Genomic DNA, 20,421 nt, shown 5'->3' with positions numbered 1-20,421 from the left:
GTACAAAATCACAGCCTGAATACACTGTAGCGAATATAAAGTGCGTTCTTTCGTGAGCTTAGATTTTCTGCATTCGCAAGTAAAATGGCGGTACGCCTGTTAAGAAAATCCGTGGAGATATAGGAGATTAAATTTCCGAAACCATTCTCTATGAATAGGATTAACGGAGAAGGATTAGGGTCGTTTTCAGTATTATCGTTTTCATTTTCGCTTTCCGGAAAATAAGCCCGGATTTTTTCACGGCGATGATGTTTGCCTTTGCGAGCGATTTTTGTTTCTAGGCTTTCACTATTAACGGGCCTATCGACGTGTTCGAAAGCATGGTACTTAATGGATGCAGAATAATGTTGCGGTGCTACATAATACCAGCCAAAACTGATAAGTATCGTGCATAACACACCAAACATGTAATGATGAAATCGTCCTTGCATCCTTGAAGCAAATGTAGATAAAGTTTGAAAATGATACAAGCAGTTTTAGTATGGAAATTTTAAAGATTAAGTGTAATTGTTACAAATTCAGAAATGCAGACGTTTGTTTTTCTGCCGTGGATGGAAACTATACTTTTTATCAATTATTTGAGGTTTTTTTGTTATTTTCATGCTGTCTAATTATGCTTGGCTATCAGCGTAAGCTTGCCTAGATTATTTTGTGGTGTTTTCATAAGGGAATAACGTTTTTTCGGTGTTTGTTCCCTGATTCTAGCATAAATGCTGGAGACTTAAAACACTTAAATAGCTGTTTTAATCGAAAATGTTCTATTAGTTAGGAAACAAAAAAAATGAGATGCCCGTAACAGAGGTAAATCATGATAATATATAATAAAAAAAATTGCGCAGATGAAGCTGATGCTTTTTTTTACCCGGATTTGTATAATATACAATGTTATATGGCCTTTTTTCCTGTCGTCTGGTTATGCCCAGCAACTGAATGAAAAATTGTTTACTGCGCCGCCCCGATATCGTATGCTTAGGATTGCGGATACCTTGCAGATCGACGGAAAGGCGGACGAAGCCGCGTGGAGCAAGGCAGATTGGATTAGCCCTTTTAAACATATAGCTGATGTGGCTATCATGCAGCGCCCGGAAGAGACCCGAGCCAAGATGCTGTGGAATGATGAATTCCTTTACTTGTATGTTGAGTTTAAAGAGCAACATCTTTGGGCATCCCTACAACATCATGACAACCGAATATTCGAGGAAAATGCTTTTGAGCTTTTTATTGATCCGGATGGCGATAGCCAACAATATATGGAGTTTCAAATAAATGCTTTAGGTACTGTATGGGATCTATTAATGACCAAGCCTTATCGGAGCGGAGGGAGGCCTTTAAGCGATTGGGACGTGAAGGGATTGAAAAAAGCAGTACATCTCATGGGTTCTTTAAATCGGCCGGAAGACCAAGATCGAGGCTGGTCGATAGAACTAGCTTTTCCTTTAAAAAGTATAACCATGGGGATGAACGAAAAGCAGATTCCCGGAAATATCTGGCGGATGAACCTGTCGCGGGTACAATGGCCTTTGAAAGTAGAAAGCGGAATATATAGTAAACAGACGAATGCACAAGGCAAGGTCCTAGAGCCAACCTATTGGGTCTGGGCACCTCAGGGTATGGTGAATTTGCATATGCCTGAACGTTGGGGATATCTCATTTTTGCCGATGAGAAGGGGGATATAAAGAAGGTTGAGACGTATTTAGATAGCTTGGATAAAGCAAGAGAGCTTGTATGGAAAGTGTATTATCTGCAAGGAATGTATAAAAGAGAAAACGGATGTTTTGCCGGTGATCTGAAAACATTGAATATAACCTTTCCTGCAGATGCTGTTCCGGAAGACCTGACCTTGGTTATGAAAGCCAATGCCCATCAGTTTTGGGTTGCTTACCTACCAGCTAAAAATCACCTTTTGATGGCGGTTGATCAGGACGGAAAAGTATTCTTCGATTGGCCTTAATCTTTACGGGAGCTAATGCGTATACGGGCATAGCTTCTTTGTGGTTTTAAAATAAAGGTTTTTTGGATTTCTTTATAAGTAAAAAAATAAATTTTAATCATATGTGCTAATATGAATATTATTCCCCAATTGTTACATCTGCGTTTTATTAGGAAAATTAATCTTATACTGATCATTTGTTTTGGTTTGGCGGGATGTTATTCCAGACCTCAGTTACCGGAGGGCGATCGCGATAATGGGGGTCTTTATCTGCCGGGGGGCTTTGAAGCCTTGGTAGCGGTGGATAGTTTAGGTGGCGGCCCGATGCCGGAGACGCAGCAAAATCCATGGGCCGGAAGGCGCCCTTCATCGGACGGAAAGCAGCCGAAACCATTCAGGAGTAACCAGGGGAAACCTAGAATAGGACAACCGCAACGTAACTATTTCGGCTCAAGGAGTATAGATGTTAACAATCAGGGAGATGTTTACGTTAAGTTGCGGGTTAGCACACCTAATGGCAAGGCCAATGCGGCCTTAAGAGACACCGATGGAGACGGCAAGTTGGACAGCATCGTCTATTGGGGTGAATATCAGAGCGGGCAATACGGGAATGCGATGAATATCCATAACGGCTACATTTACTACAGTTCTGAATTATACGTTTTCCGGAGCAAACTGATTCCGGGAACATTATTGCCAGAAGCTAAGATAGATACAATTGTTATTGATGATGGCCCACCCCATGAACATATCACTAAACCCCTAGCTTTTGACGGGAAGGGGCATATGTTTGTAGGCTGGGGTGCTGGGTCCAATAGTTGCCAGGAATTTAACCGGGTGAGCGGATCGAAGGGGATGGGTGATCCGGATGATGCTGAAAACGGCTGTCCCTTGCTGGACGATCACGGTGGGATCTGGATGTTTGATGAAGACAAGCTGAATCAACATCAGGGCGATGGAGTGAAGTATGCTACCGGTTTACGAAGCCTCGTCGCGATGAATTGGGACAACGCTTCAAATTCATTATATACGGTGATGCATGGAACGGATGATTTTGCTCTCACTTGGCCGGAGTATTACGATTACTGGCAGGGAGCGATGCTTCCTTCGGAAGAATTTTTCAAAGTTCCGCAGGGTTTTGACGCGGGTTGGCCATACTATTATTATGATCACATGCAGAAGAAAAAACTCTTAGCCCCAGAATATGGAGGGGATGGCAAGAAAGCGGGAAATGGTGCAACAGCGGGCCAGCCTTTAGTTGGCTTTCCCGGGCATTTTGCACCAAATGGTCTGTTATTCTATAAAGGAGATCAATTCCCTGCACGTTATAGAAACGGTGCTTTCATAGCCTTTCATGGATCAACTAACCGTCCGCCATACCCACAGGCAGGATATATCGTGGCTTTTGTGCCTATGAAGGATGGTGTTGTTACAGGTTCCTGGGAGATTTTTGCAGATGGCTTTGGCGGGATGGATACCATACCAACGGCACCGGATGCCAACTATCGGCCAATGGGGCTGGCCGAAGGGTCAGATGGTTCGCTGTATGTTGGCGATACGCAGAAGGGAAAAATCTGGCGGATCATGTTTAAGGGAAATAAAAATACATTTGGCAAACAACAGTTGGCCGGAATGGAGAAACGCAAACAAACGGCATCGAATATAAAAGCCCCCGATCGGGAAAAAGATAACCTGGAAAATGCGCTGGCCGCAACAAATTCAGCTGTTTATGCTACCTACTGCAGAGCCTGCCATCAATCGAATGGAATGGGGGATGGATCCCGATTTCCACCGCTGGCAGAATCAGAATGGGTAAACGGAGATAAAACAAAACTGGCCGAGCTGGTTTTAAACGGACTGAGCGGACCGATAACCGTAAAGGGTGTCTCCTATAATGAAGTGATGCCAGCACATGGAAGTTTTTTAAACGATGAGCAAATTGCCCAAGTGTTAACCTATATAAGGCAAAATTTTGGCAATCAGTCTGATGCGGTAACAGCAGCCGAAGTGGCGAAGACAAGAGCAAAGTAGACGATGGTGCTAAACCCAAGTAGTGATTTTATAAGAAGTTTATAGATTGTTTAGCCCGTAATAAACGTTGATTTGTTTTTTCGAAATGTGGTGGGTGCAACCGATGCCATTTTTTTAAAGAAATTACTGAAATAGGCAACATCTTCAAAGCCCAACTCATAAGCTACTTCTTTAGAGGATTTATCCGTGTATATAAACAGACGTTTAGCTTCTAAAAAGATGCGCTCTTGTATAACAGCCAAAGGAGATTTGTGGTTATAAAGCGCAAAAAAGTTAGCCAATGTCTTCGGAGAGCGATTGAGCTGTTCCGCATAAAATTTCACTCGATGTTCTGTCTTATAATGGTGCTCTACCAACAAGTTGTATTGCCGTACAATGTCCAGTTTTGAATCAGTCACCGCTTTATCGACAAAAAGATCTTTTGCAATACGGGTTACAATAATAATCAGGCGCTTTAGAAGCATCCGTAACATATCCTCTTGTATAGTATCTATCGTTTCAAATTCCTCTACAAATATTTTTAGTAATAAGTCAATCTTGTATTGTTGTGCTTCATTTAGTTTTATGAACATCATTTCACTGGAACCGTAGAACAAAAAACCTACACAACTAACTTCCTTGTCGTGGTTCTCGATACAATAGAAATCCCGATTGAACTGCCAGGCTACAATATCGCCAGCTTGAGCAAAACTAAAAGATTGGTTAACCATTAAACACAATAGGCTGTTCTCGGGAAAATCATACCGAATACCATCAATATGCACTGTTTGGAAATTGCCTCTATTCCAAGCAATCGTCAACAATTTATCCTTACGGTCTTTCCCGTAAAATGCCCTGTCAAATTCTTTTTCTTCTGCTAAAAGCCTACACTCGGCTGCGGTAGTTTGATTTTTATATACAAGTTTCATCCCTTAGGTTTCGATTAGTATGTGTTGACGTTTCCTGTACAGGGTTCCGCTTGGTTTATTGTTTTCTCCATTACACAAAAATATACGAATAGGTGGTGCAATGCAACAGTATATTGGTTTGTCTGTCTTGTTGAATAATATATCCCAGTATGTCCCCCCTTTTGGACACCGGGATATAATTCATCCACCGATTTATAATTCGGGTGCGAGCGGCCAGTCGACCGGAACTTCAGTAAGCGCATGTAGGTAATTGGTTATTGTTTTGTCGCCAATCAGAACTACTACGTCAACCAGGTTTCCATTTGAGTATCCTGCGGCCAGAAAATTGTCGCTGAGTGCTGCAGGGGCATGACCTTTATTTTCTACAATGCCCTTTACCAGTTTTGCCAGCGCATCCAGCTTAGGGTCGAAAGAAATTTCTGCTTTCCTTATCTCTAATATTTGAGAATCAGAAAAACCGTTCATCTTTGCAATTGCAGTATGTGCGCTTAAGCAATATACACAATGATTATATTGGCTAACAACTAAATTTACCACTTCACGTTCCTTGGCTTTTAAGGATGTTTTGGCGTTTTGTAAGGCTAGGTAGTTTCCTAAGGCATTTTCGGAATGAGCGAAAACAGCAAATAAGTTAGGCACAAAGCCTACTAATTTTTGGAGGTTTCCAAAAAATGCCTGGTTAGCTGAAGAAACTTGTTCTGCTGTAGGGATGGGAAAATTTTTCATCTTTTTGCGTTTTTTATTTTGTAAATAAATTTGATGATGCAAAGATGGGATGCGTAAGCGCCGATAAGAATAGACGAATTGCCCGATGATTTGTGTTATTTTCCCGCTCCTGATAACGCTAATAAATCATTCCCAGCTACCAAAGGGGGATGGTGTTCAAAATCCTGATTCGATACGTCTTTTATAACATAACCTTTTTTAACACCTTGTAGCTGTTTTTGATTTTTCGTTTTTCCTCCGATTTCGAAAACCATATCACCAACCTAAAGGTCGCCCACACTAGAAGTTATAATTTCATGTTTAACTCGCAGTTGGTTCAAAAAAATGTTTCTCGGATATTGCCAATATTCGAAGAGCTAATTTCTCCATGGAAAATGATTTTCACAAAGATGAGTGTTCTGCACTATGATAGTGCAAATTTTAATTAAAAATGCACTGCTGTAGTGTAAATATGATATTTTAAGCTGTGAACAGTTAAAATGAGATCTAATTGTGCAACCAATAGGACGTACCTACTAATTCGTAGAGACACTGTTTACTACTTTTTAGATAAATTGCGTAGATTTGTAGTTTTGGACAACTTATCATTCCTTCTTGAACTAAAGATTAATTTATGAGCAGATATAATGAATATCTAACGCAGATTATAGATAGAGAAGCCCAGGGGCTTCACCCATTGCCAATTGACGATGCAGCATTGCTATACGAAGTTATTGAACAAATCAAAGATGTAAACCATAAGCATCGGGAAGATTCACTCCATTTTTTTATTTATAATGTATTACCAGGAACCACAAGTGCAGCGCGTTTAAAGGCGAAGTTTTTGAAGGAAATTATTTTTGGTGAGTCTAAAGTAAAAGAAATATCACCCGACTTTGCCTTTGAGCAATTATCCCACATGAAGGGAGGCCCCTCTATTGAGGTTTTGTTGGATGTAGCATTGGGCGATGATCATGCTATCGCAAAAAAAGCTGCAGAGATACTGAAAACCCAAGTTTTTTTATACGACGCGGATACAGATCGTTTAGCAGAAGCCTTCGAAAATGGCAACCAAATTGCCAAAGATATTCTTGAAAGTTATGCGAAAGCAGAATTCTTTACCAAGTTACCAGACATACCTGAAGAGATTGAGTTAGTAACGTTCGTTGCGGGCGTCGGTGATATTTCTACCGACTTGCTTTCTCCAGGAAGTGATGCGCACTCCCGGTCAGACCGTGAGCTTCATGGCCAGTGCATGTTTGAGCACAACAAAGAACAACAAAAAGAGCTGCAGGCGCTTAAAGAAAAACATCCTGACAAAAGGGTCATGTTGGTTGCCGAAAAAGGTACCATGGGCGTAGGTTCTTCGAGAATGTCCGGTGTAAACAACGTGGCTCTTTGGATCGGTAAACCGGCAAGTCCTTTTATACCGTACGTTAACATCGCTCCAGTGGTGGCAGGGACCAATGGTATTTCTCCGATATTTCTAACGACCGTTGGGGTAACGGGAGGGATTGGCTTAGATCTTAAAAACTGGGTTAAAAAGTTCGATGAAAACGGTAAGCTTGTGGTAGATGCTGAGGGACAGCCCGTTTTAGAACAAGCCTATTCTATTGATACCGGAACCGTTCTTACCGTTAACACAAAGACCAAGAAGCTCTATAAAGATGGACAAGAGATAATGGATGTAGCCTCAGCATTCACTCCTCAAAAGATCGAGTTCATGAAAGCCGGAGGTTCTTATTCCATCGAATTTGGCAAAAAACTACAAACGTTTGCCGCGAAAACCCTTGGCATTGTTGCTCCACTTGTATTCGCGCCATCCAAAGAAATTTCACATCAAGGTCAAGGCCTCACCGCCGTAGAAAAAATATTCAATAAGAATGCTGTTGGCACCTCTGGAGCAACTTTACATGCAGGCTCCTATGTTCGTGCAAAGGTAAATATTGTTGGATCGCAGGATACAACCGGATTAATGACTGCCCAAGAGTTGGAGTCAATGGCTGCAACGGTAATTTCTCCAATAGTAGATGCAGGCTATCAATCAGGTTGTCATACAGCCTCCGTTTGGGATAGCAAATCTCAACAGAATATTCCCCGGTTGATGCGTTTTATGAATGACTTTGGTCTTATAACCGCTAGAGACCCGAAAGGTACCTATCACGCTATGACCGATGTTATTCACAAGGTTCTGAATGATATTACCGTGGATGATTGGGCTATCATTATTGGTGGCGACTCCCATACCAGAATGTCTAAAGGAGTTGCTTTCGGTGCAGACTCTGGTACTGTAGCGCTAGCACTGGCCACCGGTGAAGCTTCTATGCCCATTCCTGAATCTGTAAAAGTGACGTTCAAAGGCAAAATGAAGGATCATCTGGATTTCCGTGATGTGGTGCATGCTACCCAATTACAGATGTTAAAGGAATTTAATGGAGAAAATGTGTTTCAAGGAAGAGTGATAGAAGTGCATATCGGCACATTGCTTTCTGACCAGGCATTTACCTTCACAGATTGGACTGCAGAAATGAAAGCCAAGGCATCCATTTGTATTTCTCAGCCAGACACCCTCATCGAGTCGTTAGAGATAGCCAAAGACAGAATCAAGATCATGATCGCGAAGGGCATGGATAATGAGAAGCAGGTACTTCGCGGTCTTATTGATAAAGCCAATAAAAGGATTGATGAAATCAAGTCAGGAAAAAAACCACCATTAACACCTGACGAGAATGCTAAATATTATGCAGAATTTGTAGTTGACCTGGATATTATTGATGAGCCAATGATTGCAGACCCTGACGTAAATAATGTGGATGCATCAAAGCGCTACACACACGATACCATTCGAGATCTTACATATTATGGGGGTGAGAAACATGTTGACCTTGGTTTCGTTGGGTCCTGCATGGTGCATAAAGGAGATATCAAGATCGTTTCGAAGATGCTAAAAAATCTGGAGGAACAATATGGAAAAGTTGAGTTCCAGGCTCCTTTAGTAGTGGCAGCTCCTACTTATAACATTATTGATGAACTCAAAGAAGAGGGCGATTGGGATGTGCTGCAAAAGTATTCCGGTTTTGAATTCGATGATGCTGCTCCTAAGAGTACTGCCCGTACAACTTATGAAAACATCCTGTACCTGGAGCGGCCTGGATGTAATCTATGTATGGGTAATCAGGAAAAGGCAGAGAAGGGCGATACGGTAATGGCAACATCTACCCGTCTATTTCAGGGCCGTGTAGTTAAAGATTCAGACCGCAAGAAAGGAGAGTCATTATTGGCATCTACCCCAGTGGTTGTTCTTTCTGCCATTTTTGGAAGAACCCCTACCATTGAAGAATATAAAGTTGCTGTTAGAGGGATTAAGCTAACGCAGTTTTCGCCGCCCATTAAAAAAATGACTACGAGCGCTTTAGCCACTGATCAGATTTCTTTTTAGATTTCTCGGTTTCATTAGGCTATGAAGATAGATAAAATACGTTTTGGATGTGTGAGGTCTATAACCTGCACATCCAAAACGGTTTCTATGTAGACCTTAGACGACTAAGTCTATTCCGAAGAAAGATATACGCTGTATGATTACAGGTACTCCGGTATTGTGATTTGTTCATCTACGGTTTTAGGTTGCTTTCCCATGGTGCTTTCGAATAGATTTAAGGTTTTAAGAAGTGATGTAGTTGTTCTTAAAAAAGAAGACCCGCCAGCTGTTCAAATGGGAAGCTAGACGGGTACGATTAATGCAAATGTAGCAAAAAGGAGGTGTGAATCAAAGATACAAGCCATTTTCCTGGTTGCCATTCTCTCGAAGGTCATTTAACATATTCCGCCTAGTGTAACTGTCTGCTTTTAAATAAGCGATCTGTGTGTCACCAATGTTTAAAAAGGTAAGGGTTATTTCATCAACCTGTTCTTGCGAAAGATGCCTTTTTAGCATTTCAAAGTCATTCACTTCGAATTGATTATAAATACGATATATATTATTGGCCAATTCGTTGCCAAATCCGAAAACAAGCTGTTTTTCCTCTACAGTGAGCCTTCTTAGAATCTTTTCCATACAAAAATCCAGGCAAGTGCTTGCTATCGGGATTTTTAAGCAATCGTCAATGTAATTACAATTTGTCATAACCATTAAATATCCACCATATCAAAAATAAAACTAACCAAATGCCGAACATTAAAAGCCCAAGATTGAAATATCTGATTTGTTTACTATATAAGTTATTGCATCTTTTAAAAATTTCTTTGAGGCTTTCCAGATTATCGCTATATAACTCAGAAGCTATCGTGCTACCCGTAATTTCCTTAGCACAGTAAATAGAAACACCCATCAAAATCCAACCCACAATAAACAGAAGATATACAAGTTTAAATTCAAATTTTTCCGGTTTAAGGTAGTCGCTAGTTAATATTATAATAAAAGTACCGCCCACAACCGATAAAGCCCAGGTAGTGATTTTGTTTGATCCGTTTTCTATGGATTTTATACAATTAAAGAATCCCTTCTTTTCTAAAATCGTAGCGTCTGCTCGTTCCACTTTTTTAGGAGGAAACAGGCCGTTCATCAATCTGGATAAGAGGTACATATCGGTTTAAGTTTGATGCTAAATTAATAAAAATCTAATACTTGTGGAAGCTCAAACTAAATACGAATTGGAATAAATTTTGTGCTGTGATATACCGTATATGCGTACACAAAGTCTCGACATACAGATCCTGGCGGCACCTTCCATATTAGGGCTCCGCACAAATGGCGTGCAAGACCTGGCAGCTGCCCTGCTCGAGGCCGGCCTCGACCGGCAGCTGCAGCCCGAACACCCGGTGCTGCACCTGGCTACCCTCAACACGCAGTACAGTGATAAAAGAGACCCCGATACCCACTGCCTCAACCCGGTACCACTGCGCGATTTCTCTATCGAGCTGGGAAAATCCGTCAATTTTCTGCTGGATAAAGACCGCTTCCCGCTGATTCTGGGCGGCGATTGCAGCATCCTCCTAGGCATCATGTCAGGTCTCAAAGCTCGTGGTAAATATGGGCTGATCTTTATAGACGCACATGCCGACTTCTACGAACCCGAAAAATCGGTAACCGGCGAAGTGGCGGATATGGACCTGGCGATTGTTACCGGCCGGGGACCAGATATACTTACCAACACCAACAACGCAAAACCCTATGTGCAAGATAACCATGTGATTCATATCGGTCAGCGGGATTGGGAGGAGACAAAAGAATACGGCTCGCAGGATATCCGGGATACCAATATCATCCGCTATGACCTGGAAAACATAGAAGAGGAAGGTATAAAACAAGTTACAGCAGCTGCCGTAGTAGACCTTGACCCCAGCTTAGATGGCTACTGGATGCATTTTGACACCGATGTATTGGCTGATGACCTGAACCCTGCAGTAGAATATCATCTGCCCGGTGGCCTCGATTTTGAACAGTCGGAATATTTTATTAACCAACTTCTATGCACCGGCAGGATCATTGGTTTTGATGTTACCATCTTTAACCCACGCTTTGATACTACCGGGCAGATCGCCCAAAATATAAGCGATACCATCGCTCGTGCCTTCCGCTCCACTTAAAGATAAATGTCGAGGAAAGCACTTGCTCTGATTGCCGGTTAGCGCCAGACCAGCGTTTGGGGAAAACAGCACCGAAAAGTAATTACTGAAGAATAACCAACCCCCTGTCAAAAAAGAGATGAACAGGGGGGAGTGCTAACTAATTAATCAATCCCTCAAAAATGTTAGTCAATTCGTTTGGAGCCGTAATCATCGCATCATGGCCAGTGGGAAGTTCGATGTGCTGCCAATCCAGGTTTTTGTCCGTTTGTACCTTACTGCTCATTTCTTTCATAATTGGCAGTTGTGGGTGGGTACAAGCGATATACACTAGTGGTAAGCCATTTCCATACTTATGCCTCAGCTTCAGTGGTTGAGCAAATGTATTGAAAGGTTGAGGTGTCAATCTTTTCTTCACCAAAGCAGCTACAACCGTATCTGTAACCCCGAATAACGCCACATCAAAAGGTTCGAAATTTTCCTTCCGTTTGATGTTTTTTAATTGCAACTGCCGCACATTGTCTGGCTGTAGAGAAATAGCGCTTTGTCCATTCTCAACAATCATGGCATCGAGAAAAATCAATTTCGACAATCGTTGCGGAATACGGTCGGCAACCCCCGCAATAACAGCACCGGCATAACTATGTCCAACTAGGTAAACATCGTGCAAATCTTCCATCTCTATCAAGTGGACAATATCGTCAATATGTGTATCCAGATTTACCTTTTCGTTATCCAAATGTTTACGTTCACCAAGTCCGGTCAATGTAGGTGTAAAAACCTCATAACCCTTCCCGGTAAGATCTCGCTTTACGTCTGACCAACACCATCCTCCATGCCAAGCGCCATGAACGAGTACAAAAATCGGATTATTTTTTGGAGCTTTTGCCATTGCAAAGATATGGACGCTCACAAATAATAGTAGAAATACTACGCTTTTAAACTGTTTCATTTTTAATAAATTTGTATGATTAAATGACTACTACAAAAGTATGGTGACGTATTACACGACACAATAACTCATCCCAAAGTGAGTAAAGAATATGACGACTACATATGGCAACACCCAGAAAAGAGCTATCAACCAATAGTGAAAATCGGCAGACATTAGCAGCGGCCTGCGACGTAAATGACGTATTGGCCGATATTTCATTGCGATGGAAAATGCAAATATTATATTGTATTAATGAAGGTGTCGCTCAGTTCACCACTTTAAAGAAAGCCTTCCCCACACTTTCCGATCAGATCTTGGGCAAAAGGTTAAAAGAATTAAGAGCAGAGTCACTCATCACGGCCAGCGATATTCCGGAAACCACACCGCCACAGATTCGCTATGCAACAACCGAAAAGGGTAGAGAACTCTTAGCTATCATTTTAGATTTACATCACTGGGGATTGAAATGGAAAACCGTGGGCAATAATTATTGTACGGTCAACCGTTAAAATTGTACCTAGCATAGTCGGTCAGACGACAAGTCAATCGGTTTCAGCTTTATTAAAAACTAAGTGCATTAAAAATGGATAATTTATCAACAAGCAAAATATTAGCATGGACACTATAAAATCATTTGGTGAAATCCGCTTTCAGATATTATTTCGTGCTCATTTAACTAAATTTACCAGTTGAATGAGCTCTGTGCGGCAGGAATCTTGTTGTTTTTAAGGCATTCATAGTGCTATTTGTTTCAATTGATAATTTAAAACAATGCATAGAGAGATCGAAATTTTTTATGATGAATACGTTCATAGATCTTATTCCGATGACCAATTCTTTTTAGGGCATTTCGATGTTTTTCATTGGAAGGATCTTAAAAAGGATTTATCTGCCTGCGAACGATTGCAGCGCAAACCGTTTTATAAAATTGCCCTGCTCAATGGTACGGCCAAATACCATTCTAATAATGTGGAAGTTCCTATCGCTGGTTATACGATTGTTTTTACCGAGCCGATGACACGGTCCGGCTTTTCGACCGATGATGAAAACTTTGTTGGTGATTATTGTGTCTGCAGCGAAAGTTTTCTCAAAGGAACAGCCAAACTGAACCTGCGTAATTGGCCGGTCTTTAAAGATCGAGGGATTTACGCCCAACCATTAAGCAAAGAGCAATACCTTTTTTTGTCCCAAATAATGTTGGAAATAGAACAGGAGAAAGATTCAGATTATTTCTTTAAAGAACAACTGATCCGCAACCGTGTGTTCGATATCATCCATTACATACAGAAAATAATTAAAAGCAACAATTTTCCTTCTCTGTATATGGAGGATACGCTTGATGAACGCTTCCTTAAACTGGTCGAAAATGCCTTTTTTGACATCAGCCTGCAAAAGCCATTAGCAGGTAAAACACCGGGCTATTTTGCTGGCTTGCTCAACACAACTGTCGATCACCTGAACCAAACACTTAAAAAGACAATGGGGAAAACAACCAGTGATATCCTTCATGAACGTATTATTGAAGAAGCCAATATACTTTTAAAACATACAAACTATTCTATAAAAGAGATTGCTTGGTGTTTAAATTTTCAGGAAACACCCCATTTTGTGAATTTTTATAAAAAACTTACCAAAACGACTCCACTTGTTTATCGAACGACCTAGGATTTTTGCAGCTATTAACAGCTTTCTCGCATCTTGATACCTTTTTCATCGAGATAACTTTGCGTCAGAAATAATTCTCAATACGTAAATAGATCAAAGATGAAAAATTCATTCTTAGTAATTGGAACGGGCGAAGTTGGCCTATCCATGTTGCAGGGCTTACATGATTATCAAGATGCACACCAACTTGACCTGACCGTTGCCGCGTTGGCACGGCCCTCAGGAGCGGTCGTTCAAGATTTCAAACAACATACACAATTCCAGCATGTAAAATTAGAGGTGGTAGACCTCCTTACGAGTACGGTGACCGAATTGGCAGAGGTGTTTGGCCGTTATGATACCATAATCTGCTGCAGTGGTTTTTCAATCGGAAAGGGTATGCAGATAAAAATTACCGAGGCTGTACTGCAAGCCGGAGTCAGGCGTTATGTGCCCTGGCAATTTGGAGCGGATTATGATCAGATCGGAAGAGGAAGCGCACAGCCGGTTTTTGATGAGCAGCTTAACGTCAGAGATCTTCTGCGAGCCCAAGACCGAACACAATGGGTAATTGTATCTATTGGCATGATTACCAGTTTCTTGTTTCGCGAAGATTTCGGAGTCGTCAGCCTTGAAAATAAGGTTGTCCACGCACTGGGTGATTGGAACCATTCATTGACCTTAACCTGTTGCGAGGATATCGGAAAACTGACCATTGAGATACTATTTCATCAACCGGAAATTGTCAATGAGGTTGTATTTGTTTCCGGTGAAACGGCAACTTTTACACAAATTGCCGAAGAGGTAGAAACCATCTTCAATACCACTTTTGAGCGCATTCTTTGGAGTAAGGAACACCTGTCCTCAGCTTTAGAACAAAGGCCGGATGATATCTTTAATAAATATCGTATGGTATTCACGCAACCTGGAGTAACTTGGCCGATAGAAAAGACATTTAATTATCAACAGAGGATACCGACAATTGGTATCCGAGAATGGGCAAAGACAAGAATACTTCCTGTGCAAAGTTAACTCAAACCTGTATAAGCCGATCAAGCGAAGATCGAATGAAATTCCTCTTCGCTTGATATTTCTCAGTTTCCTGTTGGCTATAGTATATTCTCCAGAGCCCCTGTATTCCTCCTGTCATCCCGCCCTATATATGGATAGTAAATAAAGCTCTCTAAACTTTTGTCAATAAAAAACTCAAATTTACACCACCTTATTTATGCTCTTTTGCTTTCTGAATTGCAAGATCGAACCGATCACAAACAGCACAAAAAGTACGAGCAGGGTTTTTCCGATTAATGGGTCCTGCGGTCCATTGGCCAAAGGATGACCTACCGGGATACGGTTAAAAGTTTCATTAACTGTCGGAATCAAGGACAGGAAAAAGCTGAACGTAAGAAAAAAGTTTTCGATAAAACGTGATCGATTGTTTCCCGTTTTTTTTGCGTAAAGATAGTAAGCCACCGAAATTAATATAACAATTAGCAAGGCCAGAATATGCCCAGGATTGACACCTTTAACACTGGATAGTCCTAAAGCGGTTAGTGATGTAACTAAGGTACCATAAAAATAGATCTTGCCACTCAATTGGCTTAGATCTATTTTACCTCTTCTGATTAAAGATATAATGGCTGCGATAATAGCTGCAACACCTATAACAGTATGAAAAATACCTAAATGTGATAGTCCCATGAGTTTAATTTTAAAATTTAACACTTATTGATAGTGCAAAATTACACTATCCGAAACAGGGTGAATTTGTAGATTAGTCCAATTATTTGACAATTTGGTTCAAAAAACCGGGGTAGCTTTTAAAGAGAAGATCGAATGGTTATCGAAATATTAAATTGCATTTAAAAGGTCAATAACGACAAACCAATCGTTAGATAAGGAGCCCCTTTGTTATCACTTCTTAACGAAGCGTCGCTGTAGTTTTCACCGTCTTTAAACAGCTTGGCAGATAAAAAACTACTAAATCTGCCACCTAGGGTCAGCATCATGTTCTCTGCAAAAAGGTATTCAAATGCTGCACCGCTATTCAGTTCAATCGTATTATAGCTTACCTTTCCATCTAAGAACGTATTATGATGGTCATAAAAAGTTGTGTAAGAACGTTGATTGGAGCCAACCTTAAACCAAGCATTTTTTGCAACTCCCTTTTTTACGTTAATACCGTTCGGAAGATCTACTATCAATTCAAGCCCTGATGAGGTGAACTTATGATAATAGTTAATGATAGGCTCAACAGGTATCGGTGAAGAGGGATCTATTAAAACCAATAACCCGACGGAGAATGTGGTGTTTTCAGTTTTCTTCAATGGTAAATTGAAACTCCCATTCAGATTAAAACGACGAAAATCATTTAAACCATCCGTAATTCCTCTCGCTACCAATGAATAGATGATGGGCCGATTAAATATCGTCGCCGACCGTGAATAATTCAATGCCAGATCGAACGTACTTTTATCGGTAGTTAGCGCTGCTAACTCTTGATCCGGTAGTCTATTGGTAATCTCTTTCAGCTCGGTGGATGTGTAAGTATAGTAGATGCTGGCCGATAGCGAATTACTTTTCCATTTGATAGCCGGTGAGTTGAAAAAAGTACTGATACGTTCGGTTCTTATTTTTCCATGGGCAAAATCCCGATCATTTAATTTTGCATCAAAATCGCTATAGCCGAAATGATTGAACGAGACGCCGAACTGTCTTAAATCGGGATAGCGAATAGCAAGTTCTTTTTTACCTGCACTGATGGTGTCCGCCTCTGGATGTAAAGAAGACATACTGACCATGTTCTGTGCATGAACGCTACAGGACCAAAGTGTCAGACCTATTAAGAAGGCCCGAAATTTAATATTGTTTTTTATCATATTATCATGGGTATTGAAAATCGCACACAATTGGCTGCTTAACTATTTTTCTTCAATTATTTTTTGTTTGGTTCAAAGTCAAGACTAATGGAGTTCATGCAGTATCTTTTGTAGGTTGGTGCCGGCCCGTCATCAAAAATATGGCCCAAATGTGCGCCACATCTACCGCAAAGCACCTCTGTTCTGTTCATTCCATGGGAATGATCTTCTACGTATTCCACGCTATTTTTTCTGATCGGCTCATAAAAGCTTGGCCATCCACAACTGCTGGCGAACTTGGCATCCGATCTGAAAAGTATGTTTCCGCAAGCGGCACAATAATAAGTACCTCTGGTTTCACTTTTCCAGTATTTCCCGGTAAACGGCCGTTCGGTATCCTTTTCCCGAGCTACCACGTAAAGGTCTGCAGACAGCACTTTTTTCCATTCAGCATCTGCTACATTTAGTTTGGTAGTATCCGATGTCGAATAGTAGGGATTGTTTTCATGTCCCTTATCTAATTTTTGATTCTGTGCATAACCGGCGAAAGAAAATATCGCCAGTAAACAGCTAAAAATGATCTTCTTCATGATGATTCGATTTATTTTTCAGTTTATTCCTAAAGATCTTCGTGAATTTTTCCAGTTGCGGCTGAATCACATATCGGCAGTAACCTTGGTTCGGGTTCTTTGTATAGTATTCCTGATGATAGTTTTCTGCCTTATAAAACGTTGTAAAGGGTTTTACCTCGGTTACAATAGGGTTGCCATAAATTTTCTGTTTCGTTAATACGGCGATGTAGTATTCCGCCTTTTGACGTTGCGTTTCATTATGGTAAAATATCGCAGAACGATACTGTGTGCCTACATCATTACCCTGACGGTTCAATTGCGTAGGGTCATGCGATAAGAAAAAAGCTTGCAGCAATTCATCATATGAAATGATTTCAGGCTTGTAAACAATATTAACCGCTTCGGCATGTCCCGTTGTACCCGTGCATACCAGCTCATAACTCGGATTAGCTACATTACCTCCTGTATAACCGGAAGTTACCTTCAAAACCCCATTCAGTTGTGAAAATTTAGCTTCTATGCACCAGAAGCAACCGGAAGCAAAGGTTACGGTATCCGTTTTGTCGGTTGCTTTTCCATAAAGGGTCGTCGAGCGTCCCCAAACCGAGCAAAACAGTAAGGCATATAACAACAATATTTTCTTTTTCATCTCATTTATTTTGAATTTATTCTTTACCTGTTACTTCTTTAGCAAATTCAAGCAGACCCGTTCCATCAACATACCCGGTATGATCGGCGATTATTTCACCTTTTTCGTCAAGGATAAGGAGTGTGGGTAAGCCTTCTACCTGCCATTTTTTAGCCAGATCAATCCCTTCTCCTTTTTCCACATCAATACGGATGTTGATGAAGTTTTTGTTGAAATAAGCCGCTGCTTTAGCGTCCTTGAATGTCGTTTTTTGAAGTTGTTTACAAGGTGCGCACCAGATCGCATAGGCGTCAACAAATATGTTCTTATGACTGGCCCGAGCTATTACCAGCATCTTTTTGAACGACTGGTTACTAAAGATAATCCCTGTATTTTCCGAAGATCTCTGTTGTGCCTTTAAGCTCCATGATGGCAGTAGGCTCAATAAAAAGAAGCCTAAGCATACGACGTAAGTATTTATTTTTATCTGTTTCATAAAACAACGATTAGCTGTTGCCACTATTGACAAGGTAAAATTGCACTACAAAAAAGAGATGCATTTTGCGAATCAGCCCAATTATTTGGTGATTTGGTTCAGAACGCTTTGCTTGCATTTATTTGAATTTTTCCACACCCTCCTGTAGAAATGCGGCGTACGTTTTTACATTGGGTTCATACGCTACGGGTTCATGAAGCATTTCCCCCTTCGTATTGACAGCAACATAATAGGGCTGCGAATTGGTGCGGAATTTAGTCGTTTGGAAATCACTCCATTTGTTACCAATAGTTTTTATTTTCTTCCCTGTAGTTTCAGAAGCATATTGCTCGTCGTCCGGTAGAGGTGTTGTGTCATCTACATAGAGTGAAATCAACACGTAGTCATTGTTTAATTTTCCCCAAACCATTGGGTCGCTCCATACATTATCTTCCATCTTGCGGCAGTTGACACAGCTCCACCCGGTGAAGTCAAGTAGAATGGGTTTGTTCATTTCTTTAGCATAAGCCACACCTTCATCATAGTCGTGAAAGCAATTCAGATTTTGAGGGCATGGTTGCGCATGCTTTTCTGCAGGGATCGTATTGGTGCTGATACTTGTATTGGCCGTCGGGGTATTTTGATTCCATTCCTTATAAAATGAAGGAGGTAAAAAGCCACTTGCCAATTTCACGGGCGCTCCCCACAATCCGGGAATGAGGTACACCACAAAACTGAAGATCACAACAGAAGATATAAATCCACTTATCGATGTTTTTGATTTCGACTCCCCATCCTCAAAATTTAATTTGCCAAGCATGTAAAAACCGAAGGAGGTGAAAATCACAATCCATACCGCTATAAAAACCTCCCGTTTTAAGAAGCCTAATTGGTACACCAAATCAAATGTGGATAGAAATTTCATGGCTAAAGCCAATTCCAGGAATCCCAATATCACTTTTACCTTACCCAACCAACTGCCGGATTTTGGCAACTTTTTCAGCATACTCGGGAATGCAGCAAAGAGCATAAACGGAATAGACAAGGCAAGTGCAAAACCGAACATTCCGGCTGCAGGCCCCGCTATGCTTCCATTAATTGCGGCTTCTACCAATAAACTTCCTATAATGGGGCCGGTACAGGAAAATGAAACCAACGCCAGTGTAAAGGCCATGAAGAATATTCCGATAAACCCACCTCTGTCGGCCATTTTGTCTGATTTATTCAACCAGCTACTGGGTAAGGTTATTTCAAACGCACCCAAGAATGAAAGGGCAAATACCAGGAATATCAGAAAGAAAATCAAATTTACAATCCCATTACTGGCCAAAGCATTCAGGGCATCTGGGCCTAGCGTAAGTGTGATGGTCAATCCCAATGTGACATAAATAACAACGATAGATACAGCATATAGAATAGCTTTCTTTAAACCACCGTTTTTGGTAAAGTAGCTTACTGTAAGCGGGATCATCGAAAATACACAAGGTGTAAGCAAGGCCAAAAATCCACCCAATAACCCACCTAAAAAAATCCATCCAATATTGGTTTCTTTTACAGAAAGAGCTGTCTGATCTGCCAAAGTAAGTGCATGTTGAGGTTTGTATAGCAAAGCTACTTCTTCCGTTTCCGGTGGCAGGCACATGGTACTGCTGCAAGACATATATGTTATGGCAACTTTAATAGCGAGACTATCATTCGTTTTGGGAATAATTTTCTGGATGAATCTAACTTCATGCTCAAAGTAATATAATGTTTGGTTGTTGTATGCTTCTTCTATTCTGCTGAGTGGTTTAGGCTCTGTTACGTCACCTATCACAGTATATTGTTCCGATTTCTCAAAATCAAAAACTGTTGGTAGCGGCCCGTTCTGAATGGCATTGAACTGACTGTTGATATGCCATCCTTCTTTTATAGTTGCTGTAAGGTTTACCAATAAGGTATCTCCTTTTCCTTGCTGGATACTTGTTTTCCACCCTACCGGATTTTCTTGTAGCTGCGCATAATTTTTGGTAAATACAAGGCATACAAGTACTATTGAAAAAACGATTGTTCTTTTCATAACTGACATATTCTGATTATTTAATTGTTACTATTTAGAGGAATGAACAGTACGGAATAGCTTCATTTTTCACAATAAGACTTATAACCTACCTAATTCCTCCATAAAAGC

General features: G+C 40.9%; 20 protein-coding genes. 7 read left to right on the top strand and 13 right to left on the bottom strand.

Annotated elements, in window-relative coordinates:
- Positions 1-8: 8 nt before the first annotated feature.
- Positions 9-431, bottom strand: coding sequence for a hypothetical protein (locus BMY50_RS23040; protein ID WP_139202323.1), 423 nt, complete (start codon positions 429-431; stop codon positions 9-11).
- A 408-nt stretch (positions 432-839) separates the two neighbouring features.
- Here BMY50_RS23040 and BMY50_RS23035 point away from each other — a divergent pair, with 408 nt between their 5' ends.
- Both BMY50_RS23035 and BMY50_RS23030 read left to right on the top strand, forming a co-directional pair.
- Positions 840-1,952, top strand: a complete 1,113-nt coding sequence (locus BMY50_RS23035) for a carbohydrate-binding family 9-like protein (RefSeq protein ID WP_093329674.1) — start codon at positions 840-842, stop codon at positions 1,950-1,952.
- 111 nt (positions 1,953-2,063) lie between these two features.
- A complete protein-coding gene (locus BMY50_RS23030) occupies positions 2,064-3,962 on the top strand; it encodes a c-type cytochrome (RefSeq protein ID WP_202907925.1) in 1,899 nt (632 codons plus the stop codon).
- A gap of 50 nt (positions 3,963-4,012) precedes the next feature.
- Here BMY50_RS23030 and BMY50_RS23025 read toward each other — a convergent pair whose 3' ends face one another.
- The 3 genes from BMY50_RS23025 to BMY50_RS28225 all read right to left on the bottom strand — a co-directional run bounded on the left by BMY50_RS23025 (position 4,013) and on the right by BMY50_RS28225 (position 5,850).
- A complete protein-coding gene (locus BMY50_RS23025) occupies positions 4,013-4,870 on the bottom strand; it encodes a helix-turn-helix domain-containing protein (protein WP_093329671.1) in 858 nt (285 codons plus the stop codon).
- 192 nt (positions 4,871-5,062) lie between these two features.
- Complete coding sequence (locus BMY50_RS23020; protein ID WP_093329668.1) at positions 5,063-5,596, bottom strand: carboxymuconolactone decarboxylase family protein; 534 nt, start codon at positions 5,594-5,596, stop codon at positions 5,063-5,065.
- 95 nt (positions 5,597-5,691) lie between these two features.
- Complete coding sequence (locus tag BMY50_RS28225) at positions 5,692-5,850, bottom strand: hypothetical protein (RefSeq protein ID WP_162276659.1); 159 nt, start codon at positions 5,848-5,850, stop codon at positions 5,692-5,694.
- Between the two features lie 359 nt (positions 5,851-6,209).
- Between BMY50_RS28225 and BMY50_RS23015 the strand changes: the two genes are divergently transcribed.
- On the top strand, positions 6,210-9,014 hold the full coding sequence (locus BMY50_RS23015; protein ID WP_093329664.1) for a bifunctional aconitate hydratase 2/2-methylisocitrate dehydratase: 2,805 nt from the start codon (positions 6,210-6,212) through the stop codon (positions 9,012-9,014).
- A 327-nt stretch (positions 9,015-9,341) separates the two neighbouring features.
- On the opposite strand, the gene BMY50_RS23010 is transcribed toward BMY50_RS23015, so the two are convergent.
- Positions 9,342-9,629 (bottom strand): hypothetical protein, encoded by a 288-nt coding sequence (locus tag BMY50_RS23010; protein WP_139202322.1) that lies wholly within the window; start codon positions 9,627-9,629, stop codon positions 9,342-9,344.
- Positions 9,630-9,684: 55 nt separating this feature from the next.
- Complete coding sequence (locus BMY50_RS23005) at positions 9,685-10,110, bottom strand: hypothetical protein (protein WP_139202321.1); 426 nt, start codon at positions 10,108-10,110, stop codon at positions 9,685-9,687.
- A gap of 148 nt (positions 10,111-10,258) precedes the next feature.
- Between BMY50_RS23005 and BMY50_RS23000 the strand changes: the two genes are divergently transcribed.
- Complete coding sequence (locus BMY50_RS23000) at positions 10,259-11,161, top strand: arginase family protein (protein ID WP_093329653.1); 903 nt, start codon at positions 10,259-10,261, stop codon at positions 11,159-11,161.
- Between the two features lie 139 nt (positions 11,162-11,300).
- On the opposite strand, the gene BMY50_RS22995 is transcribed toward BMY50_RS23000, so the two are convergent.
- The gene (locus tag BMY50_RS22995) at positions 11,301-12,092 is read right to left on the bottom strand and encodes an alpha/beta hydrolase (RefSeq protein WP_093329650.1); all 792 of its coding nucleotides are present in this window, start codon (positions 12,090-12,092) and stop codon (positions 11,301-11,303) included.
- Positions 12,093-12,196: 104 nt separating this feature from the next.
- Between BMY50_RS22995 and BMY50_RS22990 the strand changes: the two genes are divergently transcribed.
- The 3 genes from BMY50_RS22990 to BMY50_RS22980 all read left to right on the top strand — a co-directional run bounded on the left by BMY50_RS22990 (position 12,197) and on the right by BMY50_RS22980 (position 14,750).
- Positions 12,197-12,583 (top strand): winged helix-turn-helix transcriptional regulator, encoded by a 387-nt coding sequence (locus BMY50_RS22990; protein ID WP_093329648.1) that lies wholly within the window; start codon positions 12,197-12,199, stop codon positions 12,581-12,583.
- A gap of 262 nt (positions 12,584-12,845) precedes the next feature.
- Positions 12,846-13,739: a helix-turn-helix domain-containing protein gene (locus tag BMY50_RS22985; RefSeq protein WP_093329645.1), complete on the top strand. Its 894-nt coding sequence runs from the start codon at positions 12,846-12,848 to the stop codon at positions 13,737-13,739.
- A gap of 99 nt (positions 13,740-13,838) precedes the next feature.
- A complete protein-coding gene (locus BMY50_RS22980) occupies positions 13,839-14,750 on the top strand; it encodes an aromatic alcohol reductase (RefSeq protein WP_093329643.1) in 912 nt (303 codons plus the stop codon).
- 180 nt (positions 14,751-14,930) lie between these two features.
- Here the strand turns inward: BMY50_RS22980 and BMY50_RS22975 are convergent, their stop codons facing one another.
- From BMY50_RS22975 to BMY50_RS22950, 6 genes are all read right to left on the bottom strand, one after another.
- Entirely contained in the window at positions 14,931-15,419 is a 489-nt protein-coding gene (locus tag BMY50_RS22975; RefSeq protein ID WP_093329640.1) for a hypothetical protein, read from the bottom strand.
- A 161-nt stretch (positions 15,420-15,580) separates the two neighbouring features.
- Complete coding sequence (locus BMY50_RS22970; protein WP_093329637.1) at positions 15,581-16,597, bottom strand: hypothetical protein; 1,017 nt, start codon at positions 16,595-16,597, stop codon at positions 15,581-15,583.
- A 56-nt stretch (positions 16,598-16,653) separates the two neighbouring features.
- The gene (gene msrB / locus BMY50_RS22965) at positions 16,654-17,166 is read right to left on the bottom strand and encodes a peptide-methionine (R)-S-oxide reductase MsrB (RefSeq protein WP_093329634.1); all 513 of its coding nucleotides are present in this window, start codon (positions 17,164-17,166) and stop codon (positions 16,654-16,656) included.
- A complete protein-coding gene (gene msrA / locus BMY50_RS22960) occupies positions 17,147-17,797 on the bottom strand; it encodes a peptide-methionine (S)-S-oxide reductase MsrA (RefSeq protein WP_093329632.1) in 651 nt (216 codons plus the stop codon). Before msrA ends, msrB begins: the two co-directional genes overlap by 20 nt.
- A 16-nt stretch (positions 17,798-17,813) precedes the next feature.
- A complete protein-coding gene (locus BMY50_RS22955; RefSeq protein WP_093329628.1) occupies positions 17,814-18,272 on the bottom strand; it encodes a thioredoxin family protein in 459 nt (152 codons plus the stop codon).
- A 118-nt stretch (positions 18,273-18,390) separates the two neighbouring features.
- A complete protein-coding gene (locus BMY50_RS22950; RefSeq protein WP_093329625.1) occupies positions 18,391-20,310 on the bottom strand; it encodes a protein-disulfide reductase DsbD family protein in 1,920 nt (639 codons plus the stop codon).
- Positions 20,311-20,421 lie beyond the last annotated feature (111 nt).

This window comes from Olivibacter domesticus (assembly GCF_900109575.1).
GTDB classification, from domain to species: Bacteria; Bacteroidota; Bacteroidia; order Sphingobacteriales; family Sphingobacteriaceae; genus Olivibacter; species Olivibacter domesticus.
This window is presented reverse-complemented; position numbering and strand designations above follow the sequence as displayed.